This window comes from Acidobacteriota bacterium (assembly GCA_022340665.1).
Taxonomy (GTDB): domain Bacteria; phylum Acidobacteriota; class Thermoanaerobaculia; order Thermoanaerobaculales; family Sulfomarinibacteraceae; genus Sulfomarinibacter.
The window spans coordinates 93,174-115,712 of record JAJDNM010000125.1 but is presented as its reverse complement, the minus strand read 5'-3'; the positions used below and the strand labels follow the sequence as shown (position 1 = coordinate 115,712).

15 protein-coding genes and 1 other RNA gene are annotated in these 22,539 nt (G+C 60.6%); 9 read left to right on the top strand and 7 right to left on the bottom strand.

Annotated features, from left to right (window positions below; all coding sequences use genetic code 11):
* Position 1 precedes the first annotated feature (1 nt).
* Positions 2 to 973, top strand: a complete 972-nt coding sequence (locus tag LJE93_14055; GenBank protein MCG6950030.1) for a glycosyltransferase family 2 protein — start codon at positions 2 to 4, stop codon at positions 971 to 973.
* A 69-nt stretch (positions 974 to 1,042) separates the two neighbouring features.
* On the opposite strand, the gene LJE93_14050 is transcribed toward LJE93_14055, so the two are convergent.
* On the bottom strand, positions 1,043 to 2,218 hold the full coding sequence (locus LJE93_14050; protein ID MCG6950029.1) for a hypothetical protein: 1,176 nt from the start codon (positions 2,216 to 2,218) through the stop codon (positions 1,043 to 1,045).
* Between the two features lie 68 nt (positions 2,219 to 2,286).
* On the opposite strand from LJE93_14050, the gene LJE93_14045 reads away from it, so the two are divergent.
* Positions 2,287 to 4,308 carry a transglycosylase SLT domain-containing protein gene (locus LJE93_14045; protein ID MCG6950028.1) on the top strand — a complete coding sequence of 674 codons (2,022 nt, stop codon included), beginning with the start codon at positions 2,287 to 2,289 and terminating at the stop codon, positions 4,306 to 4,308.
* A 38-nt stretch (positions 4,309 to 4,346) separates the two neighbouring features.
* Here the strand turns inward: LJE93_14045 and LJE93_14040 are convergent, their stop codons facing one another.
* Both LJE93_14040 and LJE93_14035 read right to left on the bottom strand, forming a co-directional pair.
* Positions 4,347 to 5,510 carry a hypothetical protein gene (locus tag LJE93_14040; GenBank protein ID MCG6950027.1) on the bottom strand — a complete coding sequence of 388 codons (1,164 nt, stop codon included), beginning with the start codon at positions 5,508 to 5,510 and terminating at the stop codon, positions 4,347 to 4,349.
* 167 nt (positions 5,511 to 5,677) lie between these two features.
* Entirely contained in the window at positions 5,678 to 7,144 is a 1,467-nt protein-coding gene (locus LJE93_14035) for a NapC/NirT family cytochrome c (protein MCG6950026.1), read from the bottom strand.
* A gap of 276 nt (positions 7,145 to 7,420) precedes the next feature.
* On the opposite strand from LJE93_14035, the gene LJE93_14030 reads away from it, so the two are divergent.
* Positions 7,421 to 10,564, top strand: coding sequence for a cytochrome c3 family protein (locus LJE93_14030; GenBank protein MCG6950025.1), 3,144 nt, complete (start codon positions 7,421 to 7,423; stop codon positions 10,562 to 10,564).
* 67 nt (positions 10,565 to 10,631) lie between these two features.
* On the opposite strand, the gene LJE93_14025 is transcribed toward LJE93_14030, so the two are convergent.
* The 4 genes from LJE93_14025 to LJE93_14010 form a co-directional block, all read right to left on the bottom strand.
* Entirely contained in the window at positions 10,632 to 11,015 is a 384-nt protein-coding gene (locus LJE93_14025) for a response regulator (protein MCG6950024.1), read from the bottom strand.
* 142 nt (positions 11,016 to 11,157) lie between these two features.
* Positions 11,158 to 12,018, bottom strand: coding sequence for a hypothetical protein (locus LJE93_14020; GenBank protein MCG6950023.1), 861 nt, complete (start codon positions 12,016 to 12,018; stop codon positions 11,158 to 11,160).
* A complete protein-coding gene (locus tag LJE93_14015) occupies positions 12,018 to 16,778 on the bottom strand; it encodes a GNAT family N-acetyltransferase (GenBank protein MCG6950022.1) in 4,761 nt (1,586 codons plus the stop codon). Before LJE93_14015 ends, LJE93_14020 begins: the two co-directional genes overlap by 1 nt.
* A 39-nt stretch (positions 16,779 to 16,817) precedes the next feature.
* Positions 16,818 to 17,066 (bottom strand): hypothetical protein, encoded by a 249-nt coding sequence (locus tag LJE93_14010; protein ID MCG6950021.1) that lies wholly within the window; start codon positions 17,064 to 17,066, stop codon positions 16,818 to 16,820.
* 72 nt (positions 17,067 to 17,138) lie between these two features.
* Between LJE93_14010 and LJE93_14005 the strand changes: the two genes are divergently transcribed.
* From LJE93_14005 to LJE93_13980, 6 genes are all read left to right on the top strand, one after another.
* Positions 17,139 to 17,972 carry an SDR family NAD(P)-dependent oxidoreductase gene (locus tag LJE93_14005; protein MCG6950020.1) on the top strand — a complete coding sequence of 278 codons (834 nt, stop codon included), beginning with the start codon at positions 17,139 to 17,141 and terminating at the stop codon, positions 17,970 to 17,972.
* Between the two features lie 37 nt (positions 17,973 to 18,009).
* Positions 18,010 to 19,194, top strand: a complete 1,185-nt coding sequence (locus LJE93_14000) for an aminopeptidase (protein MCG6950019.1) — start codon at positions 18,010 to 18,012, stop codon at positions 19,192 to 19,194.
* Entirely contained in the window at positions 19,191 to 20,330 is a 1,140-nt protein-coding gene (locus tag LJE93_13995) for an AAA family ATPase (GenBank protein ID MCG6950018.1), read from the top strand. Before LJE93_14000 ends, LJE93_13995 begins: the two co-directional genes overlap by 4 nt.
* A gap of 71 nt (positions 20,331 to 20,401) precedes the next feature.
* Entirely contained in the window at positions 20,402 to 21,085 is a 684-nt protein-coding gene (locus LJE93_13990; protein MCG6950017.1) for a hypothetical protein, read from the top strand.
* Positions 21,086 to 21,129: 44 nt separating this feature from the next.
* Positions 21,130 to 21,505: RNase P RNA component class A (gene rnpB, locus LJE93_13985), an RNA gene on the top strand.
* Between the two features lie 141 nt (positions 21,506 to 21,646).
* Positions 21,647 to 22,537, top strand: coding sequence for an LD-carboxypeptidase (locus LJE93_13980; protein ID MCG6950016.1), 891 nt, complete (start codon positions 21,647 to 21,649; stop codon positions 22,535 to 22,537).
* The last annotated feature ends 2 nt before the right edge of the window (positions 22,538 to 22,539 follow it).

Here is a 22,539-nt window from a genome sequence, read left to right as displayed (position 1 = left end):
GGTGAAGTCGGACCAGCCTGAACTCAGCGTCGTGATCCCCGTGTACAACGAGGAGATCAACATCCTGCCGATGTATGAGCGTCTGCTCGCTGTCCTCGATGGCCAGGTGTCTGGACTCGAGATCCTGTACGTCGACGACGGCTCATCGGATTCGAGCTGGGAGAAGATCTCTGAGCTCGCTGCGCGAGATCCACGCGTCCGCGGCCTGAGGTTCGCAAGGAACTTCGGTCACCAGGCTGCGCTGACCGCTGGCGTCGACGCGGCGCGGGGAACCGGAGTCGTGATCATCGACGGCGACCTCCAGGATCCGCCGGAGGTCATCCCGCAAATGGTCGACCGGTGGCGCGAGGGCTCCGAGGTTGTGTACGGGCAGCGCGAGGAACGCGAAGGTGAGACCTGGTTCAAGCTCGCAACAGCGAAGATCTTCTATCGGCTTCTCCGCGGCATCACACCGGTGGAGATTCCGGTAGATACCGGTGATTTTCGACTCATGGGACCGCGAGCAGTCGAGGCGTTCCGAGCCATGCCCGAGCGCAATCGGTTCATTCGAGGTCTGGTCAGCTGGATAGGATTTCGCCAGTCTGCCGTGATGTACAAACGGCAGGCGCGCGAGGCGGGGGAGACCAAGTTCCCGGTACGGAAGATGCTGCGGTTTGCGCTCGATGGTATTACGTCCTTTTCGTTCTTCCCTCTTCGCCTGGCCACTTGGACCGGCTTTGCGGTGTCGGTCTTTGCCTTTCTCTACATCGTGGTTGTCCTGGTTCTCAAGGCGACGGGAATCAACTGGCCCGGATATACCTCCCTCATGGCGTCGATTCTCTTCCTCGGCGGCGTACAGCTTCTGATGATCGGGATCATGGGCGAGTACCTGGCGCGCATTTTTGACGAGGTGAAGAGGCGGCCGTTGTACCTCGTCGGTGAGCACACCGACGGCGATCAAACAGTGATCCCGCCCGAACGCCCTGTCGCCTGATAGTCCCTGGCTCGGACCTGCGTCCTGCTGAGAAGAACCCGCGGCACCGCGTCGTGAGCTTGAGGCCTCTCAGTCCACCCAGACGCGGACCCAGTCGATATCAGAAAGTGCAACCTCCTCGACAAAACGGACGACTCCTCCTCCGACGTCGTCTTCGACGTCGAGGACCAACGTCGAACCTCTAAGACCGGCGATGCGTGCAGCGAGTACGGAACCGTTGTCAAGCCGGACATCCACGCGCTTCCCGATCGACTCCCGAAGCATGCGCGTGTCCTCTGGCTGAACGAGGCTATAGCGCTGCATTTCGGCGTGGCGCACGTCCGCATTGTCGATGGGACCGGTGTCCAGATCGAAACGAGCAGCCACGCCTCGCGCCTGGGCGAGAGAACGAGCTGCGTCCTCCCATCTCCGTTTGGAAGCAGCCACATCGGCTTCGGCCACAAGATGGCGGACCATGTCGCGTGCAGCACTCTGCACGGCCGGGGCATTCGGGTCGATCACGGTGGCGATGGACAGGTACTTCACCGCGCGATCGAGGTCGCCGGCTTCGAGGGACTGTCGGGAGTTCGATAGAGCTTCTGCGAGACGCTCTGGAGCGCTGGCCGGAGTCATCCGTTCCTTCGTTATCGGTGTCGCCGGCGGAGGGTCTGGGGCGGGCTTCGGTACAGCCGTCGGTGGTGGGAGAATCAGCTCGCTGCCCGGTTCCTTCGCAAACGGTCCGATCTCGAGCACGAGGGCTATCGCGATCACCATCACCACGACCAGAGAAATGGCGGCCACAACAACAGGAATCGGAACGGATTCGCTTTCCGCGGTGTCGTCTTGCTCGCTGTCGTTATCTTGGCTGGAGTCCGAATCGGAGGTCTTCGCCGTCATCGCAGCGGAGCTTGTCGACGATCCGCCATCCAGAATTTCCGTCGAAACGCTGGCCGCCGACCGAGGTTCGAGATCCTGCAGTGCGCGTTCGACGTGGTTGATCTCTTTTCCCACCGATGTGAAACCGACACTTTCGAATAGATGAGCTACCGGGAAGAGCTCGCGGGCGATAGAGCGGAACGCGAGTGGATCTCCCGAGGGTTCCTCTCCGGCTTCCAACCGGGCGATGATCGAGGACAGCCGCTCTTTCATCAAAGGGAACTCCTCGTTGCGGCTGCCCATCGAGCCACACTTGCGCTCGACCTCTTTCAGGCGCGCAATCAGTGGGCGCAAATCAACATTTCTGGGTCCGTTTCCATCGTTTGTCACCAGGCGATCTTATCGCAAATGAGTATCGGGTTCTCAGGACCCGTTGGCTACCACTGTAGAGTGATGGAGTGAGGACGGGCTCCGTTTTGAGGGCAACGGTGGCCTGGGCTGCTCTGGCATGTCTGGGCTGCTTGGGGTCTCCGCGTCGCATGGGCGACATCGACGAAATCCGCCAGGCCGGGGTTCTGCGGGTGGTGGCCAGGCCGGGCTTCGAAAACTCGGTCGAAGACGGTGGGGAGGAAAACGGTGAGGCCACCATCCTCGCGCAACTGGCAAAGCGACTTGGCGTGGAGTTGAACTTGTTCGAGGCCGACCGTCACGACCAGATCGTGGCGATGGTCCGCGATGGATTGGCAGACATCGGTGTCAGCCGTTTTTCGCCCGCATCTCTCCTCGATGAGGGTATTCGAGGAACGGTCGCGGTGGATCGGGTCGAAGATCTCCTGGTGGCCGGCCGTGATTCCGGCTTTGAGTCATTTGACGATATCCGCGGCTCGACCGTGCATCTCCATCGCTCCTCTCTGACCCCGAGCCTCCGTTCGTTCGTCTCTGAAGAGCGTCTGCGAATTGAGGATGTGCCCGAGGAAGTGCCCCTCGAGGAGATGCTCCGGCGGACCCGAAGGGGGCGCTATGACCTGACGATAGTGGACTCCGGGATCGCTGGAAGAGAACTCGCGTCGAGACGGATGTTCATCATCGGGCCGGTCGCTGAAAGACGTGCGTTGGTGTGGGCAGTGCGGGAAGAGAGTCCGCAGCTGAGGCTCGCGATAGATCGATTCTTTTTTGCGCAACGAGTCCTCTCCGATGGAGATTCGGAACAGGCGTGTAGGGACCTGAAGGAAATCCGTCAAGCTGGAGTTCTGCGCCTGGTCACTCGAAACTCGGCAACTACGTGCACCGTAGACCGGGGAGGACTCGAAGGATTCGAGTATGACCTCGCCCTCACCTTTGCCAGAAGCCAGCGGCTCCGCCTAGCCCTTTCAATACCTCCGCCGGAGGTTGACCCGTTGGACTGGCTGGAACGAGGGCACGGGGATCTGGCCGCCCTGCACGAACCGATCTCACCGAATGACGGACGGACGTTCTTGGTGAGCGATTCCTACCGACGCGTGAATCTCGTGAGTGTTATTTCGGCGAGAGCCGTCCAACCGGCTGCCGTTGAAGACCTTGCCGGCGTCCGGGTTTCGGCTTCGCGGCCGGTGGCAGAACTCTGCCGATTGCTCCCGCTCGCTGCACCGATGCGAGCCGCCCCTCCGTCAAACGGCGCGGACGCGTTTATTGCGATGCTGGATGTGGCCCGGGGTAACAGTCCGGTGGCGGTGGTCGACGACGACGCCGCGAAATTCGGATCAATTGACCGCACCGATCTCGTAATCGGGCCTGTCGTGCTGCCGAGAGTCGAGCTGCGGTGGGTCATGAATGCTGGTTCGCCAGTGCTCCAGCGAACGGTCAACCGTTGGCTTCGCGAGGCACGATCGTCCGGACACGTGCGGCTGCTCGTCCGTAGCCAGCTCGGCTCGTGGAAGCCGCGGCGCAAGCGGACGCTTTTGCCGATCCCAGACGGCGCTCTGAGTCCGTACGACGAGCTCTTGAAGTGGGTGGGGCATCGATATCAAATCGATTGGCGCCTTCTTGCCTCGCTCATGTACGAAGAGTCTCGATTCGATCCAGATGCGGTCGGCCCGGGAGGCTCTGCCGGTCTGTTTCAATTCATGCCTTTCACCTGGCAGGAGCTCGGGGTCGACAACCCACACGACCCGTTTGAGGGGGCGGAAGCTGGGGGCAGGTACCTCAGGCAACTGATGGACGAGTTCGCGGAACTCAATCTCCCGGATCAGGTGGCGATGGCGATCGCCTCGTACAACGTCGGTCCACGGCACGTCTTCGACGCCCGCCGCCTCGCACGCGACATGGGTTTCGATCCGGACCGATGGAAGGGCTCCGTCGAAACGGCGATGGTGCTACTGGATGATCCTGAGGTCGCGCGCCGCTATCCCGCGGGCGTGTGCCGTTGTCGCCGCGGTGCGAACTATGCGCGGCGGATTCTCCGCCGCTACGCCGCCTACGTCGAGCAATTCCCTCCGGCGTAAAATTCGTGGCCTGAAATATGATCTCAGGACACGATTTCTTATATGTTGTTGGCCTGAAACATGTCGCGCAGCGACAACAGAGTCTTTGCGAAGTTCGTTTCTTTGAGGAACTCCTGAAGCTCCCTGCGGTCAGCGCCCTCCACGACCTTCCGGTCGACCTTGGACGCGACTTCGTAAAACACAGAAAGCGGATGGAGACCGAGGCGTGAGAAGTTCTCCTCGTACCATTCGCTGGCCGTCACCTGCTCCCAGACCAGTGGCGCGGGCGTCACCTCGCTTGACCACACCCCCTCTGCAATTGCAGTGACCTCACGGTAGAGCTCACGGAGAACTGCCTTGTGGTCGTTGCTGAGGAGTGCACGCTCGAGCTTCTTGGCGCCTTCCAGGGGTTCTTTCTCCTTGACCGCGGGTACCCCGTCATCCGGTTCATCCTTGTCTTCAGGCGATTCGGATGGCTCCGCTTCGATGGATTCAGGTTTCGCAACTTCGGGCTCAGCGGGTCCGGGATCTACCTCGGCCGAAGGCGGGGAGGCAGCAGCGTCTTCCGTGGCCTCAGATTCGGCCGGTGTGCCGGCTGGACTATCTGGGGGGTCCTCAACGGCCGGCTTCGGTGGAGGCGACTCGGGTTCTGCATCCCGAGGTGGTTCAACTGGAGATACCGGCTCGGGTCGCGGCTCCGACGGTGGTCCAGGTGGTGGTGGTTCGATCTCAGGCACTGACGGCTGCGGGCTTTCATTCTCGGCACGAACGGCGGCCCCTTTCTCCTTGGCTTGCTGCGCCGCCTTTTTGAAACGGAGGTGAAAGGTCCCGAGAAACGACAGCTCGGTTTCACTGATCGGACGCGCCCGTCCGAGTTTCGCACGCATCACGTCGAGCTCGAGAAAACGCGCCGTGAGGAGGGCCGCGCTGGGCGCGAGCTCCATAAAAACGGGGAAGGCTTCTGGGTCGTACTCGATGATCTCGATCAGATCGGCGAAGACCGCATAGTCCATGATCTGTTGGTATTGGCCTTCATACCAGTCGATGGACTTCTCACGCTCCTTGGCGGCGACAAGCCGGTTGTACACCTCTTCGGGCAGGCCCTTGCGATACCATTCGTCGCCGTGGATCTGCTCGAGCCTCTGCCTCACCACCTGGCGCAGTTCACCGAGGATTTCGGAAACGATGCGATAGGCGTCGATGTTCTGTTCAAGCCATTCCATTTCGATCGGACTCCAGAATGCGGACTCTCCTCGGGAGAGCGAAGCCTACCATGCCGCCCGCGCGGATGATACCCCAACAATCCATGCCGACAGTCCGACGCCATTGGAGTCCTTTCAGTTACAGGCTCAGGTGAGATGCCACGATCCAGCGTATAGCGACCCGAAGCTCAGTTTTGCTCCAGAGCATAAGCGAAATCGGGTGACTCCGGGCTGTCCTCGAGCAGGAAGACGTGACAGGTCTCGCAATCCATCGGAATTGTGTGTTCGCCGTCGGCAGTCGACATCTCGTCATCATGGCATCGCATGCAGCCCGGGAAATCATCGTGGCCGATGTGATTCGGATGGGTCTTCCAATTCGTGCCCATTTCCGGAAAGGTCGTTTTGCCGTAGACCAGTGCGGCCAGATCGGCGCCTCTCGAAACGAGGACTGACTGAGCGGACGCGATCTCGGGATACTCCGAGCTGTAATACGAGGTCAGCGCGTCGCGAACCGCAGCAATCCCTGCTGCGTGGCTTTCGTACTCGCCGCTGATGGCCTTCACCGCCTGCTTTTTGAAGTACGGCAGCGAACGAAGCTCCGGATGGGTATCGATGATCCAGTCGATGCCCTTGGCGGGAGAGTGGAAGGTGTGTGTAGGGCGGTTATGACAGTCGACGCAATCCATGATCCGAGATTCCGCATCTATCTTTTCGATTGAAGGCTCGTCGCCATCCCTGGTGTAGGTGCGAACCGCGCCGTCCGGCGTGGTGAGCTCGACCCAGGCGATCTCTTCACGCCGTTCGTCCGCCGCGATGTAGCGGATGCGGTTGTCGGAGTAAATGTGCCACCAGTGGATGCCATCCGCCCGGCCGATGTCGAGACTGCCGCCTCCGGTGCGGAGCAGCATCGCGGTGTAGGAGGGCGTGTTGGCCTCATCAGTCTTGTAACGCGAGAAGATCCTGAGCTTGTCACCGTGGTGCTTGTTGGGCCAGTGACACTGTTCGCAGGTTTCACGGGCCGGGCGCAGGGTATGGATCGGGGAGGTGATGGGTCGCGGGTACGTGTTGAGGGCCGTGTGCCAGACCTGCCGGAGACCATCCAACTTCGATTTGACGAACCACGAGGCCCCGGGGCCGATATGACAATCGACACATGCGACGCGAGAGTGCGGAGAATCCTGGTAGGCGGTGTACTCCGGCTGCATCACCGTGTGGCATGTCTCGCCGCAGAACTCGACGGTCTCCATCTCTTCGACCGCGAAAAACGAAGCGGCGCCGAGTATTACCGCGTTCACGACGGTCAGCAAAATGAAAATCGTCCATACTTTTCGCGTCTGCTGATCGTTGAAGTCCATTTTCGGATAGGCCGTGAGCTCGGCTTCGGTGGCGCCTTCCTTTATGAGTTTTCTTCGGCGCCGCCACATGCCGATCGGGATTTCGATCAGGCCGAGAACGAAAATGACCGGCAGCACGACGTACGCGAAGAGCCCGATATACGGGTTGTCCAGCCCACCCCACAGCTGGGCGATCAGAAAGACGATGATCAGGAGTCCCGAGATGGTGGTCAGCAGAACCCCGGCGATCGTGATGGCGTTGTTGGCGTAGTTGAATAGGCGGCCGAGGGTCTTCTCGCGTTCGTCCGTGATTGCGGTCATATCCCTCCCGAAGGTCGTGCTTCTGCGCTTTCTGGCGAGTCGCTGCACTCGCTGGGCGAACAGATAATATCAATTCAGATTCACTTGAACAACTTTTCATATAAGATTCTGAGACCCTCCTGAAACTCAAATGAGATGCGAGAATCGGGTGGAATTATACTCATTTGAATCCCAGGATTCAGTCTCAATTCCACCTTCGTAGATGAACTTGAATATTTCGTTACATAGCGATAAATTGCCTGGAACCGGGCGCCCGGCCCGACCTGGGAGGCTCGAATGCAGATGGTCCCCAAGAGGCATATGCGGCAAATGATCCGGCTCGCGATCGCCGGTGCAGCTCTCATGCTGACGTGTTTCGCCGGAACCGCATATGGACAGGAAAACGAAGACTGTCTGATGTGCCACGAAGACCCCGAGCTGGTTGGGCAGAAGGGGGATTATGAGTTTTCGGTCTTTGTGGATCCCGAGGCTTTCGCTGCATCGGTGCATGCCGACTTCGGGTGTACCGACTGCCACGGTGATCTGGACGGCGCAGAACTCCCGCACGAAGAAGAGCTCGAGCCGGCCGACTGTTCCTTGTGCCACGATGACGTGGCGGAGGAGTTTACGAGCGGTCCCCACGCCGCGTGGGCGAAGGATCCTCTTTCGCCGGCGGCCGGGTGCATCAACTGTCACGGAACCCACGACGTATTGAGCGCGGACGATGAGGCTTCACCGGTCAGCGACGCGCGTTCGAGCGAGCTGTGCGGACGATGCCACGCTCGAGCGCTGCGGGACGTCGCGAAAAGTCCGCACGGCCGCACCAGCGGCGACGGGCCGGTTGCGGGTTGCGTCTCCTGCCACAAAGGCCACCGGATGCACGCGCCGCGGGGTGAACACGAAGAGGTCGCAATCTGCGGTACGTGCCATGCGCGTCAGGCCACCGAGCACGGACGCAGCCTGCACGGGAGAGCGGCGGCCAGGGGAGACGCTCTGGCGCCGAGCTGTGTGACCTGCCACGAACATCATGCGATATTGCCGCACACGGATGTGACGTCGCCGACTTCAAGCCAGAATATTCCACTGCTGTGCGGACGGTGCCACCACGAGGGGACCGAGGTCTCCCTGACACATGACATTCCCCAGGACAGAATCCTCGAAAACTACTCCCTCAGTATTCACGGCGAGGGTCTCTTCAAGAAGGGTTTGACGGTCACAGCGGTCTGCACCTCCTGTCACACATCGCATGACATCCTCGACCACAACGATCCCCGTTCGAGCATTCACAGATCCAACGTCGCAACGACCTGCATGCAATGTCACCGCCGCATCGAGGAGGTACACGTCAAGGTGGTCGAGGGGAAACTGTGGGAGGAGAAGCCGAACCAGGTGCCCTCATGCGTCGAGTGCCACCAGCCGCACAAGATCCGCCGGGAACCCTTGACCGCGCTCGGTGCGGCCAACCGGAACTGTCTGCAGTGCCACGCCGATCCTGATCTGTCGATGCAGACGGCGGGCGGGGCTGTTTCGCTCTTCGTCGATGAAACCGCTTACAACATCAGCTCCCACGCGGGCGTCGCCTGCGCACAGTGTCACACCCAGGTCACCCCGTCACATGAACGAGCGTGCGACACGATTGTCTCCCCGGTTGACTGCAGCACCTGCCACGCCGAAGTCGTTCGGAACTACACAGTGTCGATTCACGGCAAGCTGGCTGCCGAAGGCGATTCCGATGCTCCGGTCTGCCTCGACTGTCACGACAAGCATGCGACCGAGGACGACGCGTTGCCCTCCTCTCCGACCTATCCGAGAAACGTCCCGGATTTGTGCGCCAAGTGCCACCGCCAAGGTGAGGTCGCGGCCAGGCGAATCGAGTCCGAGATCCCGGATATTGTCGGAAGCTACGTGATGAGCATCCATGGAAAGGGCCTGCTGGAGAGCGGGCTTGTGGTTTCGGCGTCCTGTACGGATTGCCACACCGCCCACCTCGAGCTGCCCGCCTCCGATCCGGCGTCGTCGGTCAACTCCGAGAACGTCGCCGCGACTTGCGGCGAATGTCACCACGGCATCGAAGAGACGTTCAAGACCAGCATTCACTGGCCGGGGAACAGCGACACTGAACGCGAGCTCCCGACGTGTGAAAGCTGCCACACCTCGCACACGATCACGCGCACTGATGCGGCCGGCTTCCGCATGGCCATGATGGAGCAGTGCGGACGGTGTCATGAGGATGAGGCCGACACGTTCTTCGACACATACCACGGCAAGGTGTCCCGGCTTGGTTCCGAGGGCGCTGCAAAGTGCTATGACTGTCACGGCACCCACGACATTCTGCCGCCGGACAATCCCAATTCCACATTGAGCCACGACAACGTGGTGGGTACCTGCGCGACCTGCCATCCGGGCGCCCACCGGCAGTTCGCCGGCTACCTGACCCATGCCACCCACCATGATCCGGAGAAGTATCCGTTCCTCTTCTATGCCTTCTGGTTCATGACGATTCTCCTGGTCGGCACCATGACCTTCGCGATTCTCCATACTCTGGCGTGGCTGTGGCGGCTGCTGCGGACGAGGGACAAGTGGGTGCAGCACAAGCATGCGCCTGAAGAGAAGATGTACGAGCGGTTCACGAGCGTGCATCGCATCATGCACCTCGTGATGCTGGTGTCGTTCTTCACCCTGGCATTGACCGGCATGGCCCTCAAGTTCTCCTACATGGGATGGGCAACCCTCCTTTCAAGAGTAATGGGCGGCTTCGCTACTATGGCGATCCTGCACCGTTTTGCCGCGGTAACGCTGCTGGCTCTCTTCGCGTTCCATCTGTGGCGAGTTTGGAAGGGCAAACGAGAGTCAGGAAAGAGTTGGCTTGGCTACATCTTCGACGAAAATTCGTTGATGTTCAATCTGACCGACATTCGTCAGGTCTGGGAGTCGATCAAGTGGTTCTTCGGCCGGGGGCCGAGGCCCCATTACGGCCGCTTCACCTACTGGGAGAAGTTCGACTACTTTGCGGTCTTCTGGGGCGTCTTCGTCATCGGCTCGACGGGCTTGGTGTTGTGGTTTCCCGAGTTCTTCACCCGATTCCTGCCTGGATGGTCGGTCAACGTTGCAACAATCATTCATTCTGACGAAGCATTGCTGGCAGTCGCGTTCATCTTCACGATTCATTTTTTCAACACTCACTTCCGACCGGACAAGTTCCCGATGGATCCCGTCATCTTCACCGGTCGGGTACCGGTCGAGGAGTTGCGCCACGACAAACCGGGCGAGTATGAGGACCTGATGGAGAGCGGCAGCATCGCGGAAATCGAAGCGAAATTGCTGGATCCGTATCCGAAACGGCTCGAAAAGGCGTTCAAGACTTTCGGCTTCATCGCGCTCGGCACAGGCCTCACGCTCATCGCTCTGATCGTTTACGCGATGTGGTTTGCCTATCGATAGGAATCGATCAATCGACTCAAAAAAGGCCCCCTCGCAAGAGGGGGCCTCGTTGTAGCAAGATGTGACGTCACGCGTTTCCGTTGAGGAGACCTTTGATGCTTTTCACGAGCTGCTCTTCGGTGAACGGCTTGTCGAGATAGGCGTTGGCATTCAGGTGCCGATCCTGAAGGATGAGACGAAGCTCGGGCCGACCGCTGATGATGCAGATTTTGACTTCTTCGAGGCTCTGGTCACCCTTGAGCTCGGTCAAGAGCTCCATGACATCCATGCCCGGCATGCTGATGTCGAGCGTCATAGCGTGTGGGGTTTCCGACCGCGCCATTGCCAATGCGTCTGTGCCGTTTTGAGCTGTGATCACTTCCGCGCCTTTGTCTTCGAGCACCGTCTTGATGAATTCAATCTGGTCGGGATCGTCCTCAGCTACCAAGATCTTGCGTCCGCTCAAAACCATTTCATGCTCCTCCTTGCGTGTCGGTCGCGATTGGGGCTGCGCATCTTAACGAACTACATCGCGAATTGCGCATAACCTACCATATAGATATTGATGCGACAAGTTCCATCGTTGCAGACCCCAACGTGACGAAGCGGCACGGTTATTCCACGCCGCTGGTGCGGTTGTAGACCCAGGTCAGTGCGATCGCGAACAGGGTTGCCGTGACGCCGAGAGCGGCATCGATTACACGGGGGGCGGTCAGTGCCAGGCGGATCAGCACGGTTGCCACCGCGAAACCGAAGTATCGAAACACGACTGGATAGGCCACGCTGTAGCGGAGTGAGATCAACACGATGAGCACGTCGGCGAAAATCAGCAGGGTATAAAAGACCTCGAAGAACGACTGTTCCTCGCCGGTGGAAATCCACGCCCATGCGACGTTGATCGCGATCACGATCAGGCTGACCAGCAGGACCAATGCAATGAACTTCTTGGCACCGACGAAGCTGGATTGTTCGTCCGGATCGCTCGAAATCGGTTGGTGGATCTGAAGGCGGAAATAAACCGCTAACAGGCCGAAGATCAGCAGGGCACCAGTGGCGTCGGAGATGATGTACAGCACCTGCTTGGTGATCTCTCCGGAAGTCGTGCTCCAGACTATCGGCTCGGGGAAGAGGGTGAGCTCCTTGAAGGACTGCCGGATGAGGATCAGGGACATGATCTCGAGCTGCTTGCCGACCGCTGTAGCGACCGATTGCGCTATGGCAAAAACCAGGGATATGACCTCGGCCAGCAGGAGCAGTGTGAAAGGCAGCAATATCGCCTCGAAATGATTGGAGGGGAGGCGCTCGGCGAGTTCGGGCGATAGCCATGGTAGACGTCGTGCCTCGACCAGCGCGAGACCGACGAGAAAGACGATCACCAGCGTGGAAGCGACCCTCTTCTGGGTCGCTAGCTTTTCCCAACTCTGTTCGAGGCGATCGAAGACGACCTCGGATTGCTTGCGGATTCCACCAGCCATCAGATCTCCTCATCCTCCACGGCCAGCGATTGCATGAGTCCAGCGTACCGCGGCTCGACCTTGAAGCCGAGGCGATAGAAGAACTGTGGCCGGAAAAACCCGGTCGTCAACGAACGGTAACCGGCGGTGCGGAGACGATTGCCGAGTTCCTCGATGAGTGCACGCGCGATGCCGCCCCCCCTGTGGCCGTCACCGACCACGACCTTGTCCAAATGGGCCGTATGTTCTTCCGGCTGCTCCTCGTAAAAGAGCCCGCCGAGGAGATTGCCGCGATCGCCGATCGCGATCAGAAAGCGATGCTCGGGTCGGAATTGGACCTGGAGCTTGGCTGCGTTGAAAAGTCGGTAGAGGCGTCCTACCTCCTTTGCGCTCAACGCGTGGCGGATATGGAATGTGTGGCCTTCCGAATCCTCTCGGGTAACGACCATTTCACTCTGTTGGGTGCCTCGAGCGGCGGCCGCGACAAAGCTCGCGGTGTCGTCCGGCTTGAGGTATGGAAAGGACAGCCTTGCCAAAAAGTAGTCCTCGTCCGGCGAGAGGGAGAGGTGGGCCCGCATGTCCGCAACTGCGGCGCTGACGTCGTCACGATGCAGTGTGCCGTCGCGAAGCTGGCTGATCAGATCGTCGAGACCTTCGGACAGGGCGTCCGTGGCAATCCGGAACACGGTCTCGCGAAAGTAACGGGCGCGCGACCCGGGATGGTCGGCTGCCAGCGCCGCGAGGCCGTATGTCATGTAGATCTCGTGCAGCGTATGAGCGCGAGCACGTGGGGTGGCGTCCGGATTGAGTCGTTCCCAACGGCGGTAACGCTTCGCCGCGAAGAAGAGTTGCCTCGGTAGAAAACCCCGGCGTGCAACCGAATCGAGAAATTTTTCGAGACGGTCGGCCATGTCACGCTCAGTTGTTGACGCTGTTTCGAGCAAAACCCGAAGAAGTGCTGCTCCCTCGTGTTCGCCGGTAATTTCGAGCACCGCCGAGAAAAGGACGTCCCAACTGGCCAGGCCCGACAACTCCGGGTGGTTCTCCTCAACGGGGGCAATGAAAAAACGGTAAAAGCTCCGTAGCATCGTCGCCAGGGAGTCGAAGGGCGCCCTGGATGATATCGAGACCAGGCGAGCTCCGGACAGGTAATCATGGAGGGGCACGATCACATTTGCGGGTGACGGATCGGCGACCACGAGTCGCCGACCGGTGCGGTCCCAGAAGTCGACGTAGGCGCTGAGGGCGGCCCATGCCGCGAACGGCCACCACACCTCGACGCGCTCGGTGTTCTCGGCGTGTTTCCGACAGAGGCGGTCGAGGGCGTGGTCGAGGGTTTCACCAGGGATGAACTCCTCGGTCCACAAATCGTCTTCGGGCCAGGCGCCGCCGAACACCTCGACCAGCGGGCCGCGGCCACGAACGTCGCTGCAGATGATCAGCCAGTTGATCTCCTCCGCGGCGTCATCGTGTGAAAGATCGCGGTTCAGGTTGAGTGCGAGATCGAGCTGCTCGCGCGCCCGGGTTCTGATAGCTACACGAAATACCGACTTGCCGTGGGATTCGCCGAGCAAACGAATCCAAACCCCGCCCGGGACTATGTCGTCCAGATGGATGACCCTCGGAGAGTCTGTCAGGAGGAAAGAGGCCTCCTGGATGATCGGGGTTCGCCGGAGGACGTCGAGGAGGTGACGTCTGGTTTCCCGGTCGATTTCGTCGTCGAACTCGACTACGTCCTGCCAGCGGTACTCCATGCCCGTTTCGGGATCGACTGCGACCGGCAAAGGGGAGCCCAGCCAATCGCGAAAACCTCGCGCCATGTGCCGCTTCGCCTGGATTGCCTTCTCACGAAGGGCGGGAGCGTCCGCGACCATCACGGCACGCGTGAAAAAGGCGCGGAGACGGCTGTAGCGTGTGGGATGGTTGGCGCCGTAGGCGGAAAGAAAATCGAACAGCGATGCAAGTGCCGGGTCCATGTCGCTGCCGAAGCTCTTACAGCGGCGTTCGGCTTCCTCGATGAAGGCATCGACGCGTTCCGCGGAAAGGCCGTGATCGACCAGGATCTCGATCGTTCTGCCGTCCAGGAGATCATCACCCTGGTCGAAGAAGTCGGACAAAGTATGGCGATAGTGAGTTTCGACCTCGGCGGTTGCAAGTGTCTGGAATGCAGATCTGCGGACCGAAATCGACTCCGAATCGGAGGCTCGTCGAAGGATTCTGAGAGCATGGTCGGCCATCTCTCCGTCTTCGACCTGAAGAAGATGGTCGAGGACCTTGACCGCTTCCACCGCATCCCGATCATCTTCGGCTGCAAGAAGTAGGGCCGCCGTATGGAGGTCCATCAGGTCGACCTCCTTGCGACCGATGATCTTCGGTATTGCCGCACGTTCCGCGTCGGTGACGGCGTGGCTGCCGGTTCGGCGAAGCCATTCCGCGGACACACTTCGCCGTCGACGACGGTATCGGTGGTTGGCGTCGAGCGGTGCGAAGTCGACGAGTTCGTCATTGCCGATCCAGAGCATCGGAGTCGACAGCAGATGCCCGAGGTCAACTGCGCTGCCGGTGGGTCGGTAGTAGGCCGAGCCTATTCTGACGACGTCTTCTCCCTCTTCACGAATGGTCAGGGAGGTTCCGATGGACGACAGAAGCAGAGTTTCGTCGCCGATCCGCAGCTCCTGGGTCGTGATGCCGAGTGCCTGGAATAGCCAGTTGGGTACGATGACCTTGGCACCGCCGACGGTGAGCGTTCGGCGGCGGTAGAGAAGCCGGATCTGGTCGGCGAAGGAACGCTCGATGTTTTTTCGCCTGAAGGTGCCCTTGGGAGTGAGCTCGCCGCGGTCTCCGTCAAAATCTCGATCGATTACCGCAAAGTCGATGATTCTCTCGAATGGTGCGAGGAACGAGTTGGCGCTCACCACCAGCGAACGGAAATGCTGCTCGAGGTCCTCGCGTGACATTCCGCGCATATCGAGCGCCTCGTAATCCGGGTTCGGGTATATCAGGGCGGTATTGAAGGCTCGATGATCACCGACCAGGAAGATGCGGCCGACCGAATCGAAATCACGGAAGAGGTTTTCGATCTTTTGCGGCGCAATCGTCTGGCCATTGATGTTCTTGTAGATCTCTTTTTTGCGATCGACGATTCGAATGAAACCGTCGCCGTCCTGCTCCATCAGGTCGCCGGTTGCGAACCACCCCTCGTCGTCGAGCGCCTTGGTGCCGTCCGGAGGGTCGAGATAACCGGTCATGACGTAGGGCCCGCGAATCAGCAACTCTCCGTCCTCGGCAACCCTGATCTCGACCCCGGGCAGGGCCGGGCCGAGAGAGTCGTCTTTGTAGCGACCTGGTGGGGTCATCGTAATGCCACCCGTGGCCTCGGTCATGCCGAAACCGCTCATGAGCTCGACCCCGTATCGTTGATAGAAACGGAAGATCTCTGGATCGAGATAGCCGGCGGCGGAGAGTCCCCAGCGGAGGCCGGCACCCACCGTTCGGCGAAACGCGTCTTCGACCTCGTGGTCGGGAGCGCCATCGATGTCGACCTTCTGGCGCACGAGGTCGAAGAGCTGCATCCACTTCATCGGGATGCTGATGAAGACGGTGGTCTGAAGCTCGCGCATCTGGCGGGCAAGATCCTCGACTCCCGGGCTCGACGCGAAACAGTATGTCGCGCCCCAGAAAATGCTGCCGGTGAGTTCGAGGAAGCGCCCGAAGGTGTGAAACAGCGGCAGGTAGCACAGGAACCGATCTTGTTCGCCGATTTCAGGCAACGCCAGGGCACGGGCGAATCTCTTGTACACGATGTTTCGCTGAGTGAAGCAGATCCCTTTCGGTACACCCGTGGTCCCGGACGTGTACATCACGGTTGCCAGGTCTTCTATCTTCGACCGGGAGCGTCGCTCCGCGAGCATCTCGTCCGAAACCTCTGAAGCGCGGGTGAGAAGCTGGTCGAGACTGATCACGCCTTTGCCTGCACGCACGCGCGGGTCGAGAGCAATGATGGGCCCAAGCTCGACCTCACGAATCCGCGAATTGAGGACCTTCTTCAGCTGCTCGTTGTCGGAGACCACGACCACGCCTGTTCCGGCGTGGTCGAGGATGAAGCCTACGTCGTTTTCCGTCGAGGTAGCCGGCACCATGACGTTGACGATCCCGGAAGTCAGGCAGGCGAGATCCACCAGCGCCATTTCCAGGCTGTTGTTGGAGAGGATCGCGATCGGTTTTCCTCCGGTCTCATCCGACAACGCGTGCAGGCTTCGCGCGATGAGGTCGACCCGACCGGAGACTTGGCGCCAACTGATCGCCCGGCTTCCTCCAGATGTGGGCACCCGGAAGAGCGTCCTTTCTCCGTAGCCGCTGGCTCGTTGGTTGAAGAGTGCGCCGAAGGTGAAATGCGAGGCCTCGACCAGGCAAAGAATCCTCTCAGCCCAATTGTCGACCACACCAGCCTGGTTGATTCGGGACAGCACCACCGAGCGCCGAAATACGTCGAGAAGCTGCCATGCCACTTCACGCGCCGGTCCCGGGTCCTCATCGAGACGTTTGAGACAGCGGTCAGAAAGAACCTCGAGTGATTTCAGGGGAATGAACTCCAGGATCGCATCCCCGGTCCTTCGATTCTCGAGCAGGTCGACCACTAGGGCATCGTGTTCGAGAGCCGAGGCTCGGCGAGCCGGAGGATTCTGGATGGCGTCCGCAAGACGCGAGGCTGCCTGTTCCGGCGGCATCTCGAGGATGGCGTCAAGTGACTGATTGCTCTTTCGCGTTGTTTCGGAACCCATGGCCGGCGATCATACCCGAGATGCCCGGTAACCGAGCGATCAACCGACCAGCATCCGCGCGATCCAGCCATTTCGGTAGTCGACGATCCTCCAGTCCAGACCGAAATACCTGAACTCGAGGCCGACTCGCGGTTCCTCGGCAACGTACAACAAAAGGGGCGAGGCAGACGAGTTCTGCCAGTCGGCCTCGAAGAGTTGACGCGCAATCGGAGGAGGCGAGTCACCGGATGGTGCGACAAGGTCGGGTGCCTCGGGAGTGGTCTCGTCGAGGTGAAACCGTGGATTCATACATCCATCGTATCTCGCAGGCGTCCGAAGCGCTAGGATGAACCGTAATTTACAGGCGCGCGGAGGACGAAATTGGCGCATCTTGAAAACCAGGTCGTGCTGATCACCGGCTGTTCATCCGGTATTGGCAGGGCCCTGGCCGAAGCGTTTGCCGCTTCAGGCCACCGAGTGGTCGCGACGGCGAGGAAGATCGAGGCCATCGAGGATCTGGCGAGCACCGACACGAACATCCTCGAGCTCGACGTCACCGACGGAGCGTCGATCGAACGGGCGGTCGCCGCAGCGATCGATATGCACGGAGCGATCGACGTGGCGGTCAACAACGCCGGATACGGACTGATCGGCCCGGTTGCCGAGCTCGATCTCGCTGAGCTGAGGAATCAGTTCGAAACCAATGTTGTTGGTGTCGTCGCCGTCGTTCGTGCGGTCGTTCCCGGGATGGTGGCACGAAAGACCGGCCGGATCGTCAACATAGGAAGCGTCTCGGGCGTGACCGCGACGCCGTTCGGCGGTGCGTATTGTGGCACCAAAGCAGCTGTCCACCTCATTTCCGATGCGCTGCGCATGGAGCTTGCACCGTTCGGGATACGCGTGATCACCGTCCAGCCCGGAGCAGTCGAGTCGCGATTTGCGGAACACGCCTTGCACGGGATCGAACGCTACCGGGAAGACTCGCTGTATTCTTCGGTATTTGACGGAGTTCAGGCCAGGGCTGGCGTGTCACAGGTGGGTTCGACACCGTCGCCGGATTTCGCACGGCTGGTCGTGGATTCCGCGACCGCTGCATCGCCTCCATCGGTTTTGAGAGCCGGCAAACATTCGGTTGGGCTCCCGCTGATTGGACGCCTCCCGGCGTGTGTTCGCGATAGGATTCTCAGCAAACGTTTCGGCCTCGAAACGCTGTAGAATGTCCGCCGCCGTCAACGCGGCGCAAGGAGCACATATGATTGACACCAAAGACCTCGAGGTATGGGCCGGATACCTTCTCGATCACTCACTTGGAGGGATCACAGCTGACGACCGCGTGATGATCAAGGGCGAAGCTGTGTGCTGGCCCCTGATATCGGTCCTCGAGCGCAGGGTGATCGAGGCGGGTGGTGTGCCCGACGTTTATCTGGTCCCACCGAACAACGAACGAGGCCGGGTGTGGTCGGCCGAAATGGCGCGATCGGGGAGCGAAGAACAGCTGGGCGCAGCGCCCGGATGGCATCAGCAGCGCTACGAGGACATGACCAAATACGTGGAGGTACTGGGCGCAGAGGATCCCGAGTTGTTCATGGGCCTGACCGCTGACCAATCGCAGGCTTTGGCGGCGGCCGACCGACCCTTCGCCAATATCAGGCTGTCGAAACAGTGGGTGATCACCCTCTACCCGACGCGCGCGTCAGCCGAGTTGGAGGAGATGGACTTCGATGCCTACAGGGAGTTCATCGTCGGCGCCTCGACCACCGATCCGCGTCCGTTGTTGGAGGCGGAACAGGCGCTCGCTCCGGTCATCGACGGTGGACGAAATATCCGCATCATCACCGTCCATCCGAAGGACGGGCGGGAGCTCGCGCTCGAGCTTGATATCTCCGAGAGCCACGCCGTTCTGTCCTACGGGCTCCGCAACTTCCCGGACGGGGAGATTTTCACCAGCCCCAACGCCAACAGCACGGAGGGCGAGATCTTCGTCGATCTGCCGGTCAATTACGGCGGCAACGACATCCGCGGGATCTATCTGAGGTTCGAAGGTGGGCGGATCGTCGAGTACGCTGCCGAGGAAGGCCACGAGCACCTGGCGGCGATCATCGAGACCGACGACGGTTCCCATCGCCTCGGCGAGGTAGCCCTGGGGATGAACCCCGGGCTCGACCGGGTCCTGAAACACCCTCTCTTTGTCGAGAAGGTCGGCGGTACCCTGCACATCGCGATCGGTCTGAGCTACGAGGACTGCTTCGTCGAAGATCCTGGCTCGGAGGCCGGCAAAGCGTCGATCGCGGCGCTAGAGGAGGCCGGGGTTCTCAACCGCTCCGCCCAGCACGTCGATATCGTGACTGATTTTCGACCCGGCGGTTGCGGTCGCTCGGTACACATCGACGACGTCGAGCTGGCGCCGCGAAATGGGGTGTGGGAGGTGGTGGGATGAGTGTCAGGGATGCGGATCTGCGTCCTCTCGAGGAGATCGCTCCGACGCAGATCTTCGATGAGCTGCGCAAGGGTGTGCTCGGCCAGAACACGGCCCTGCGCTACGTCGCGGTCGCGGTCTACAAGCACACCACCGGCAAGGTGCCCGGCAACATCCTCCTGATCGGCAACTCGGGAACCGGCAAGACGACGATCATGAACAACATCCAGCGGATGTATCACGACGTCGCCGAGTACCGGCCGTTTCGTGCGATGACGATCATCAACGCGAATCTGCTGGTGGATGCCGAACGGCTCGAGTTCCAGCCGGAGAGACTTTTCACCGCGGTCGAGCAGAGGGCCCGGGCCCTTCTCGGCTCCAAACCTACCGCCGCGGCCCTCACCGAGACGATGGAACGCGCCACGATCTGCATCGACGAGATCGACAAGATGTCGTCGATCGTGGCCGGCAAACCGAACCCGATCGGAGTGGTCCTGCAGCAGGGCCTGCTAACCCTGATGGAGGGGGAGGTTGTGACCTACAAGACCTACGCGCGGGAGGACGGCGAGGAAGTGCCGGTCACGCTGAACATCGACACCAGCCACATGATGTTCATCTGCGGCGGCGCCTTCGAGGGCCTCTACGACCAGGTGTATCTGCGGGTCATCAACCCTTCGAGCGGAGAAAAGCTCAAATCGCAGGCGGTACAGATGGCCGACGGCCAGGTGCGGATCGAAACCCGTTTCGCCCTGGCGGATTTCCTCAAGCCCGAGGACCTCTTCGAGTACGGCATGGTGCCACAGTTCATGGCCCGCTTCGACAACGTGGTTTTGCTGCGGGATCTCGACGTGGCCGTTCTCAAGGAGATCCTCACCAGCTCGCTCGACTCACCCTTCATCCGCTCGAAGGCGTTCTTCGAGGTGATGGATATCGAGCTCGATCTCGACGACGTTGCGGCGGCGATGATCGCGGAAGCCGCTGAGAAGAACATCCGCACGGGGGCTCGCGCACTCCGGACGGTCTTCAACAAGATCATCAATCCGCTCGAGTTCGACCCCTGGCAGCATCAAGGACTGGAGGAGAAGGCAGAGGGCGGTTACCGCCTGGTGGTGACGCAGGAGATGGCGAAACGGGCGGTCGGCGGCAACGGGGGTTAGCCCGAGCGACGAATCGTCAAAAAACTGTCATTTGCCAGCCCTCCCAGTCTCATGTGGGCTACACTGAATAGGTGGACAACCCGTGTAGTCTGAGATTCGACCTCGACATGGACGAGGCCTTCGGGAGGCGTCTGCAGCCCGACGCGAAAATCGTCCAGGAGGACCGCAATCTGGTGATGGCCGGCAACGGCTTGCTCGACCTGGACACCAACGACGATCTCGATTCGGCGTACGCCGCGATCGCCGAGCACCGCCCACTTCCGCTCGGCCGGTATCTCCTGCTCCGCAGTCGCGACAACGATTCGCTGTGGATCTATCAGGCGGTGGTGCACGACCTCGAGGAGAAGCCGACCTGCCGCGCCGGAAACGTGCGGCGCAGCCTGACATCGATCCTCAAGGACAGCGTCAAACGAGGCATGACCTCGGTTGCGGTCGAACCGCTCGGCGTGTGGCGCGGGCGAGGTCTGACCCTCGAGGAGATGGTCGACGCTTTCGAAGCAGCGGTTTTCGAGCTCGCCGTGGAATTGGAGTACCCATTTCGGGTCACGCTGCTTCTCGAGGATATGGCGAAACTCGAGGAGGTCTCCCATCTCCTCAGGTCGCGGCTGCTCAGCAAGGGCAGCCGGAGTTTCCGAACGGTGGACGGCGAATCGGCGCTGGTCGAGGTCCGCAAGCGGAATTCGCGTCTCCACTGCCGGTTCGTGCCTGGGTCCCTGTCCGGGTACTCGGTCACCTGTGTGTCCCCAAAACGCTGAATCTTCACTCCCGCCCAAATCCCAGGTGGTATGCTTGGCGTGGCTGGAGGAGGTGGGCGTTCGCCGGAACTTTGTTTCCGGAGGAAGGTCCGGACTCCACGACAGGCGGCACGCCGGGTAACGCCCGGCCGTGGCAACACGAGGGAAAGTGCCGCAGAGAGCAGACCGCCCCCGATCGCCGGGGGTAAGGGTGAAAGGGTGTGGTAAGAGCGCACCGCCCCTTCGGAGACGGAGGGGGCACGGTAAACCCCGTGCGGAGCAAGGCCGAATAGGGGGATCGAGGGTTGCCTGTCCCCGCATCCCACCTCGTGTGGGTGAGGTCCCCGGGTTGGCTGCTCGAGCCGTGCGGTAACGCGCGGCCCAGATGAATGAACGCCGCCCCAAGGGGTACAGAATCCGGCCTACAGCCTCCTCCAGCTTTTTCTCACCCCGCCGGGCTGGCGGGGTGAGAAAAAGCTGAAAAGGAGAAAAGGGGCAGAGGGTCAAGGATGAGGGTGATGCAAAACACACCCCCGGCGGCTCTTCACACAGAACCGATGAATCCGAGGTAATGTTGAAGCTGTGAGTAAAGAATTCGCACCGCTCCAACCCGGTGAGCCGATCGGCGTTGTCGCGCTATCGGGCCCGGTCAATCCGGTCAGGCTCGATGCAGGTCTCGAGGTGCTTCGCGCTTGGGGGCACCCGGTGGTCGAATCATCGAATATCCGCCGAAGCGAGCTCTATCTGGCGGGGACCGACGCCGAGCGGGTCGACGGAGTCAGGGAGGTTCTCGAGTCCGGCGCGCGGGTGATTGTGGCTGCCAGGGGCGGGTACGGTTCTACGCGAATTCTTGATGACCTACCCTGGCGAATTCTCAAGGGGAAGAGAGCGATCTTCGTCGGCTTCTCCGATCTCACCGCCGTGCTGAACCCGCTCTCCGGACTGGGAACAGTACAGATCCACGGTCCGATGGTCGCCGCCGGTCTCACCAGGCCAGCCAATGCGGAGCGCCTCCGTTCCCTGTTGCTCGGCGAGCTCTCCGGCGGCCCGCTATTTCGGGTCCCGAAGCGATGCGTTGTGCGTGAAGGCCGAGCCTCGGGAAGGGTGATAGGAGGGAATCTGGCCCTCATGATAGCCCTGATTGGCACGCCGTGGGAACCGGATTTCGACGGCAGTCTGCTCTTTCTCGAGGAGGTCGGTGAGCCACTCTACCGGCTCGATCGAATGTTGACCCACCTCAGGGCCTCTGGTAGATTGCGAAAGGTGAAAGCATTGATTGGAGGGAGCTTGCGTGATTGTCGCCCGGCATCCGAACGGCCCGGCACATGGCAACGGCTCCTCCTCGAAGCGGCTCCGCCAGACGCGCCGGTGATCGTTGATCTTCCATTCGGACACGGCGCACAAAATCTCGCATTTCCGGTCGGCGGGGTCGTCGAACTCGACACCGATTCGGCCACGATCGTCTGGAATTAAAG

Bases quoted from the DNA above. Each gene is read 5' to 3' on its own strand.
- LJE93_14040 (MCG6950027.1), bottom strand. From the start codon at position 5,510: ATGGAATGGCTTGAACAGAACATCGACGCCTATCGCATCGTTTCCGAA.
- LJE93_14035 (MCG6950026.1), bottom strand. From the start codon at position 7,144: ATGACCGCAATCACGGACGAACGCGAGAAGACCCTCGGCCGCCTATTC.
- LJE93_14030 (MCG6950025.1), top strand. From the start codon at position 7,421: ATGCAGATGGTCCCCAAGAGGCATATGCGGCAAATGATCCGGCTCGCG.
- LJE93_14025 (MCG6950024.1), bottom strand. From the start codon at position 11,015: ATGGTTTTGAGCGGACGCAAGATCTTGGTAGCTGAGGACGATCCCGAC.
- LJE93_14020 (MCG6950023.1), bottom strand. From the start codon at position 12,018: ATGGCTGGTGGAATCCGCAAGCAATCCGAGGTCGTCTTCGATCGCCTC.
- LJE93_14015 (MCG6950022.1), bottom strand. From the start codon at position 16,778: ATGGGTTCCGAAACAACGCGAAAGAGCAATCAGTCACTTGACGCCATC.
- LJE93_14010 (MCG6950021.1), bottom strand. From the start codon at position 17,066: ATGAATCCACGGTTTCACCTCGACGAGACCACTCCCGAGGCACCCGAC.
- LJE93_14000 (MCG6950019.1), top strand. From the start codon at position 18,010: ATGATTGACACCAAAGACCTCGAGGTATGGGCCGGATACCTTCTCGAT.
- LJE93_13995 (MCG6950018.1), top strand. From the start codon at position 19,191: ATGAGTGTCAGGGATGCGGATCTGCGTCCTCTCGAGGAGATCGCTCCG.